At 49.9% G+C, this 8,281-nt stretch carries 4 protein-coding genes and 1 pseudogene; all 5 read left to right on the top strand.

Annotated elements, in window-relative coordinates; translation table 11 throughout:
• On the top strand, positions 1–458 hold a 458-nt coding region (locus QZ735_RS01715; RefSeq protein ID WP_294243599.1), incomplete at its 5' end, for an alpha/beta hydrolase-fold protein.
• A 413-nt stretch (positions 459–871) separates the two neighbouring features.
• Positions 872–1,750 carry an alpha/beta hydrolase gene (locus QZ735_RS01710; RefSeq protein WP_294243597.1) on the top strand — a complete coding sequence of 293 codons (879 nt, stop codon included), beginning with the start codon at positions 872–874 and terminating at the stop codon, positions 1,748–1,750.
• A 420-nt stretch (positions 1,751–2,170) separates the two neighbouring features.
• A complete protein-coding gene (locus QZ735_RS01705) occupies positions 2,171–4,627 on the top strand; it encodes a glycoside hydrolase family 3 N-terminal domain-containing protein (RefSeq protein ID WP_294243596.1) in 2,457 nt (818 codons plus the stop codon).
• A gap of 503 nt (positions 4,628–5,130) precedes the next feature.
• Positions 5,131–7,629: a PIG-L family deacetylase gene (locus QZ735_RS01700; protein ID WP_294243595.1), complete on the top strand. Its 2,499-nt coding sequence runs from the start codon at positions 5,131–5,133 to the stop codon at positions 7,627–7,629.
• Between the two features lie 100 nt (positions 7,630–7,729).
• Positions 7,730–8,281, top strand: a pseudogene (locus QZ735_RS01695) (sodium:solute symporter); the annotation flags it as partial.

Raw genomic sequence — 8,281 nt, 5'->3', positions numbered from 1 at the left:
TGAGAACGCCGGATATCTTCAGCGGCGATATGGAAACCTACTTCAAAGAAATAATGGACTTCACGGAATCCGGTTACCGTGTCAAGGCCGATGCGGGGAGCCGTGCGGTTGCCGGACTCTCCATGGGCGGTTTCCATTCATTGTATATTTCTGCCAATCAGCCGAAAACGTTTGGATATGTCGGCCTTTTTTCCCCGGCTATCCTTCCGCCGGATGAAAAGAAAAGCCCGGTGTACCAGAACCTGGACCAGAAACTTAAAACACAACAAAGCAATCCATACCAACTGTACTGGATCGGTATCGGAAAGACTGACTTTCTTTATAAAAACGTGAAAGAATACCGTGAGAAACTGGACAAAATGAACTTCAGGTATCAGTATGTGGAATCCGAAGGCGGCCATACGTGGAGCAACTGGAGAACCTACCTGAACGAATTTGTTCCGCAGCTGTTCCGGTAAAGACAGAGGCCCGGGCAGCCTCATCCGTCAGCAGAACATCCCGGTTCAGCCTGTTACAGGCTTACCGGACTGTTGAAAAGGTGCTGCTCCGTTCTCTGAACCTGTAGAAGACAATGTCCGGGCCGGGCTGCAAATGAAGCCGGCGGATCAGAGGGGCCCTGCCATTCAGGCGTCTGTTGATGTTTCCGCTGGTATTAACGCCTTTGCGAATATGATAACAGCGAATCGCACCATAAAAAACCTTTGTGCCCTTCGCGTTCAATTTACGATCAAAACAACGCATTCAGGCCCATTATTAATGGTTTAGTGCTCTTAGCTGAGTGTTAACGCCTTAGCGAACTTACAAACAGCGGATTGCACCATGGAACCTTTGTGCCCTCCGCGTTCAATTTTACATTCAAAACAACCTTACAATGAAAAAAGCAATCATAACAGGAATACTCCTTTCCCTTTTAACCACCGTTAATGCCCAGCAATCCATTCCGCTGTATCAGGGCAAGGCACCGGGCTCGGAAAACTGGACGTATTCCGAAAAGGAAATGGACTCCGATCTGTTCAAAACCCATCTGGTCTACAATGTGGCGGCTCCTGCCATCGAAATCTATGCAGCACCGAAGGCAAAAGCCAACGGAACCGTTATCATCATAGCTCCAGGCGGCGGTTTTCAGAGCCTTTCCATCAATAAAGAAGGACGGGACCTGGCGAAAGTCCTTCAGGAAAAAGGGATCACGGCCGTGGTTTTAAAATACCGCCTGCTGGAAACCAAAACCGGTGATCCGGCCCGGGAAATGATGGAAAACATCAAAGACCGGCCTGCTTTTGATGCGAAAACGGCAGCGATAAAGGTGATGGCGGGAAACGATATCAAAACGGCCATCGCTTACCTCAGAAAGAATGCTGCGAAACTGAACATCAATCCGGCGAAATTAGGTGTGATCGGGTTTTCTGCCGGTGCCAGTGTGATCCTGGAAAGCGTGCTCCACAGTGAAGAGGCTTCCACCATCCCGAATTTTGCCGCTTCTATCTACGGCGGTCCCAGTGATGCGGTTTTGGGATACCCTGTCCCCGGGCAGAAGCTGCCGCTGTTCATCTGTGCGGCGGATGACGACCAGCTGAAGCTCGCCCCGAAATCGGTTATGCTCTATACCAAATGGCACGACGCACAGCAGCCTGTGGAATTGCATATCTATGAAAAAGGCGGCCATGGCTTCGGGATGGGAAAACAGGAAAGCCCGGTGGATAATTGGTCTCATGTTTATTTGGACTGGCTGAAATTCCACAAGTTTTTATAAAATTAAACCACAAAAGTCACAAAAGCCTAAAGTTTTAAACAATGCTTTTGAAAAGTGCACAAAAATGCAAATCCAAGATTAATATTATTCCAATGCGATAAGAATTCCGGAAATGTAACACATTCACTTTCAGGTTAAACCATCAGGTCGCTCTTATGGGGTTCTGTTGGGTAATATATTTTTTCTGTTAACAGTAAGTCCTGATAGGGCTCATGTAGCTTGATCAGGAGCTAACTGATAATAGAAAACCATTGTATTTTGTGATAAAAAGCTCCGTAGAAGCGTCCTGTTACCTGCATTTTTGATTTTATCGGACAACAATCCTCAACATTAATAGGGTTCATAAATGTCTCTTCTATAAAAGGAGATCATCTTCGATTGGAAGAAAAAGAAATAAAAATATAAGACAAAGAAATAATTATGAAGAAGAATATATCAACATTACTCAAACTTTCCCAGAAAGCAAAATATGCAGGAATGTTCCTTGCCTTAACGGCGGCTTCGCCGTCGGCCAGGGCCCAGGAAAAGGCAACGGTTTCCGTTGCCGGAAAAGTATTCAGTGACTTTAACAAGAACGGGAAACTGGATGCCTGGGAAGACACAAGGCTTCCGGCAGATAAAAGAATAGCGGCCATCATCAGGGAAATGACCAATGAAGAAAAAGCCGACCTCCTCATCGGCACCGGGATGCCTGGGATTGAAGTGCTGACAGGGCCTGTCGGTGATTCCAGGCAGGGGCTGGTTCCCGGAGCAGCGGGCGGAACAGCAAGTTTCAACCGTTTCGGGATTCCTGCCACGGTGGTGGCAGACGGACCAGCCGGCTTAAGGATTGCGCCGACAAGAGATCATGATTCGAAAACATACTATGCAACGGCCTTTCCGGTAGGGACAGCCCTGGCTTCCACATGGAATACGGACCTGCTGGAGCAGGTGGGGAAAGCTATGGGGAACGAAGTGAAAGAATACGGCGTCGACGTCCTTCTGGCACCGGCGCTCAATATACAGCGGAACCCGCTGAACGGCAGGAATTTCGAGTATTATTCCGAAGACCCTCTGGTATCGGGAAAAACGGCTGCTGCCGTGGTGAACGGGATCCAGTCGCAGGGCGTGGGGACTTCCATCAAACATTTTGCAGCCAATAATGAAGAAACCAACCGCCTCACCATCAATGCGCACGTTTCCGAAAGAGCAATGCGGGAACTCTACCTCAGGAATTTTGAAATCACCATTAAAGAATCACAGCCCTGGACCGTGATGTCTTCCTACAACAAAGTAAACGGCGTTTATACCTCCGATTCCCGCGATCTGCTCACTCAGGTGCTGCGGAACGAGTGGGGCTTCAAAGGAATTGTCATGACCGACTGGTTCGGCGGCTTTCCGGGCTTCGAGTCGATCCGGAAAGGCGGTCTTTCCGATGTCGTGAAACAGATGAATGCCGGGAACGACCTGCTGATGCCCGGGATCCCGGCACAGAAAAAGGTCCTGCTGGAAGCTTTGAATTCAGGAAAAGTCTCTCAGGAGACGGCCAACCTCAACGTAAAAAGAATCCTGGAATATATTTTCAGAACACCCACTTTCGCGCACTACAGGTACAGCGACCGGCCTGATCTTGAAGGACATGCAGCGGTCACCAGAAATGCGGCGGCCGAAGGTATGGTGCTGCTTAAAAATGAACGGAATGCTTTGCCTTTTAACAACAGGCAGAAAGAAATTTCCCTGTTCGGGGTAACTTCCTATGCATGGATTACAGGCGGAACGGGGAGCGGAAGCGTCAATAACAGGCATACCGTTTCGTTACTGGAAGGCCTCAATGCAGCCGGCTATAAGCTGGACCAGGAATTGGCTGACCTCTACACGCCGTATGCCGAAAAAGAGCAGGCTGCCGAGAAAGAGAACAGGAAGAAACGGGGAATCCTGGCATTGCCGGAAAGACTTCCCGAAATGAAAATGGAGTATGCCTTCATCGCGAAGAAAGCGGAAACCTCGGAAATCGCTTTCGTAACCCTGGGAAGGAATTCCGGGGAAGGCGGTGACCGGAGCGTGGACAATGACTTCAACCTGGCAGCCGAAGAAACAGAAATGCTGGATAAAATATCCAAAGCCTTCCACGCAAAAGGCAAGAAAGTGGTGGTGATTCTGAATACCGGCGGGGTAATAGAAACCGCCTCGTGGAAAGATAAAGCCGATGCCATCCTTCTGGCCTGGCAGCCGGGACAGGAAGGCGGGCATTCCGTGGCGGATGTGGTTTCAGGAAAGGTGAATCCTTCCGGAAAGCTGACGATGACGTTCCCCGTGAATTACGCAGACCATGCCTCAGCAAAGAATTTCCCGGGCACTCCTGCGGACAATCCGAAGGAAGTAACCTACCAGGAAGGTGTGTATGTGGGTTACCGGTATTTCAATACCTTCCGTGTGAAGCCTTCCTACGAGTTTGGGTACGGGAAATCGTATACGGATTTTACCTATTCAGACCTCAGGGCCAGCTCAAAGACGTTCAGTAATACGCTGGAGGTCTCCCTTGAGATAAAAAACACCGGGAAAACGGCCGGAAAGGAAGTGGTGCAGCTGTATGTATCGGCTCCGGGCAAAACCATCGACAAACCGCAGTCCGAACTGAAAGCCTACGCCAAAACGAGGAATCTGCAACCGGGAGAATCCCAGACGGTGACGCTGACGCTCCATCCTAAAGATCTCGCCTCATTTGAAACGGCAAAATCCGCATGGGTGGCCGAAGCGGGAACGTACAGGGTTTCCGTAGGCGCATCCTCTTCAGACATCAGGCAGACCACCGAATTTTCCGTCCCGAAAGAACTGGTGGTGGAGAAAGTACAACCCATTCTGCCTGCAGATAAAACATTCGGGGACCTAAAACCGTAAAACCTTCGGTAACGGGAATATGAGCTCAACATAATTTTTTATAGCCTGCTTCAACAGCCTGACAGCTTTCATAACTGTCAGGCTGATTTTTTTGCAAGAATATCACCCCGACCGGGGACAAGGTGCACGTAATGCCTCTTTTTTCTCGCTCCGGAGTCAATATAGGACTGCCGGACGCATGATATCTGGCAGGTATCTGACCTGCAGTCAGACCCTGAAGACTGCAAAGCCAGGATGTCTGAACAGGCCACAAAAGCCCGGGAGGATACTGACGAAGCGGAAAAAGGCATTCATTCGGACAGGGACTTTAATGAAATCATACAAGACAGAAGATAAAATCTGATGGCACGGCAGGTGCCGATCTTTGATGATTTTAGGTGATCTCCTGTTGACTGCAAAAATGCTGCAGAAATAAAGCGAAAACCGGGCACGGTGTATTGATTTTCCTTTTCCTGCCGGAAAAAGAACGATTTACTTATATTTGCCGCGCAAAGCAAATTCAAATGTTCAGAAAAATATTCACTGTATGTATTCTCGGCTGTGCTGCGGTTTCCGGTTCGGCCCAGCAGGTCCGGCCTTCGGGATCAGCTGAGATTTACCGCGAAATCAAAACGCTTAAACACCTGCCTAAAGTCCTGTACCTGGCGGCGCATCCCGATGATGAAAACACAGGATTGCTTTCCTGGCTGGTGAACGGCCAGCATATAGAAACGGGCTACCTGTCCTTAACCAGAGGTGATGGCGGACAGAATCTGCTGGGCACGGAGCAGGGCGCTGCACTGGGCTTGATCAGGACGCATGAGCTGCTGGAAGCACGGAAGCTGGACGGTGCCCAACAGTTTTTTACCCGCGCGATCGATTTCGGGTTTTCTAAAAATACCACCGATACTTTTAAGCAATGGGATGAAAACAGCATCACTGCGGATGTGGTATGGGTTATCCGGAACTTCCGTCCTGATGTCATTATCTGCCGTTTTCCTCCTACGGCAGCGGCAGGCCACGGACAGCACGCGGCTTCGGCCGTAGTGGCGGAAAAAGCCTTTACGCTGGCGGGTGATAAAACGGCTTTCCCGGACCAGCTGAAATACGTGAGCACTTGGCAGCCGAAACGCCTGCTGTGGAATACCTTCCGGTTCGGTGCCGTGAATACCACTGCTGAAAACCAGCTGAAGATAACGGCCGGGCAATACGATGCGCAGCTGGGAATGGGCTATGGCGAACTGGCGGGCGTAAGCCGCAGCCTGCACAAAAGCCAGGGCGCCGGGACACAGTCGGTGGCCGGGATCAGGACCGAGTATTTTTCCCACGTAGCCGGTGAGCCTGCGAAAGGAAACCTCTTTGACGGGCTGACTGCGACCTGGACGTCCAAAGGGAATGCGGACATCGACCAGTCCTTGGACAACATCATTTCAGCCTTTAATTTCAGCAATCCGGACCGCAGCCTTCCTGCGCTGCTGGCTTTGCGGAAAAAGGTGATGGCCATCAAAGATGCAGGCCTCAGAAAAGATAAAATGAAATCCCTGGACCGGATTATACTCAGCTGTGCCGGCTTTATGGGCGAAGTGGTGACCAACCAGCCGGAGGCAGTAGCCGGGAGTCCGTATCCTTTTAAACTCAACGTGATTGCCAGGGCGGAAAACCCGGTTGTTGTGGAAAATATAAAATGGCTGAACCAGTCGGATAACATAAACAGGAAACTGCCGAAGGATTCCTTACTCACCATCGACCACGAAATACAGATTCCGGCTGATGCAGCCCTCACGGAACCGTACTGGCTGGCGAAACCGGCGGTGGATGCGGCCACTTTCTCCGTTCCGGATGAAACCTTAATAGGTTTGCCCGAAGCAGGCTCGCCACTCAATGTTTTATTAGATGTAAAAATCGGTACGGAAAGGTTTGAGGTGAATCTTCCTTTATCATTCAAGAAACTGGACCCGGTGCGCGGCGATGTAGTCGAAGCTTTACGCGTTGTTCCGGCCCTGGAACTGAAATTTACCCAACCGCTGTACCTGGCGAAAGAAAATGAAGATTTAAAGGTAAGCTTAAATATTAAAGTCAATTCCAACAAAGCATTCGGCAACGGAAAGCTGAACCTGATGTACAAAGGCGAACGCCTGGGCGGGGCGGATGTAAGCTCAGTCAACGGTAAAGAGATGACCGTCGACTATGTTATCCCGAAAGCAAGGCTTGCTTCAATCAATTCAAACCGTTTGCAGCTGGATGCCGAATATGTTACCGACGGAGTTACCTACAATAAGAAACAGGTACTCATCCAGTATCCGCATCTGCCTTCCCTGCAGTATTTTGCGCTGGCAACGGTCAACGTCATGAAAGGCGATATCCGGTCAACGGTGAAAAAAGTGGGGTACATCCAGGGAGCGGGTGATTTCATTCCTGATTTCCTCCGCATCGTCGGCATTCAGACAGAGGTATTAAAAGACGAAGATTTTTACGGAAACCCGGACGGCGGAAACGGCAGCCTGGACAAGCTGGCGCAATACGATGCCATCGTGCTGGGGGTACGGGCCAACAATACGGAGAAAAAGCTGGCCCGCTGGATGCCTTTCTTACAGTCTTACGTAAAAGCCGGAGGCAACCTGGTGATGCAGTACAATACCAACCAGGATAAAACTGTTGATCAGTTGGGAATGTATAAATTCAATATTGCCAATAAGCGAGTGACCGAAGAAAATGCAGCTGTTACCTTTTTAAATCCCAATCATAAACTGCTGAACTTCCCGAACAAGATTACGGCCGATGATTTCAAAGGCTGGGTGCAGGAGCGCGGCGCCTACTTCCCGGACCAATGGGATGCAGCCTACGAACCGCTTTTCGAGATGCACGATACCGGCGAAGAGCCGCTGCAGGGTTCCACTTTATATGCGAAATACGGCAAAGGGAATTTCATCTACACGCCTTTGGCTTTCTTCAGGCAGCTGCCGGCGGGAAATACCGGGGCCGCAAGACTGTTCCTTAACTTTTTATCCGCACAAAAAAACTGATGGGCAAACAACCTGTAAAATGGAACATCTGGTACCTGCTATTGGCCGTTGCGCTGATCTTACAGATTATATTGTATTATTTATTCACTAAATTCTGGGCATGAGCAGTATTGATTGGGCCGTTCTCATTTTTACCTTAGTGGCCGTAGTGGTTTACGGCGTATGGATCGGCCGCGGCCAGAAAAGCAACGCCTCTTACCTGAAAGCGGACAGCAAAATGCCCTGGTACATCGTACTTTTGGGGATTATGGCGACACAAGCCAGTGCCATTACCTTTCTTTCGGCGCCGGGCCAGGCGTATACCGACGGGATGCGCTTCGTCCAGTATTACTTCGGGCTGCCTCTGGCGATGATCGTGATCTGCATCACCTTCATCCCGATTTTCCAGCGGCTGAATGTCTACACCGCCTATGAATACCTGGAAAACCGTTTCGACAAAAAAACAAGGGTACTCACTTCGCTGCTGTTTCTCTTTTCCAGGGGCTTATCCACGGGGATCAGCATTTATGCGCCGAGCATCATCCTCGCCAGTGTCCTCAACTGGAATATTTATCTCACGAATGTTTTAACGGGCGGAATCCTGCTGATTTATACCTACGTCGGCGGTGCCAAAGCCATTGCCCACACTCAGAAATTACAGTTCCTGATTATC

It is taken from the genome of uncultured Chryseobacterium sp. (assembly GCF_913776365.1).
Lineage (GTDB): Bacteria > Bacteroidota > Bacteroidia > Flavobacteriales > Weeksellaceae > Chryseobacterium.
The sequence above is the reverse complement of the archived record's forward strand: the minus strand, read 5'-3'. Positions and strand labels throughout refer to the sequence as shown.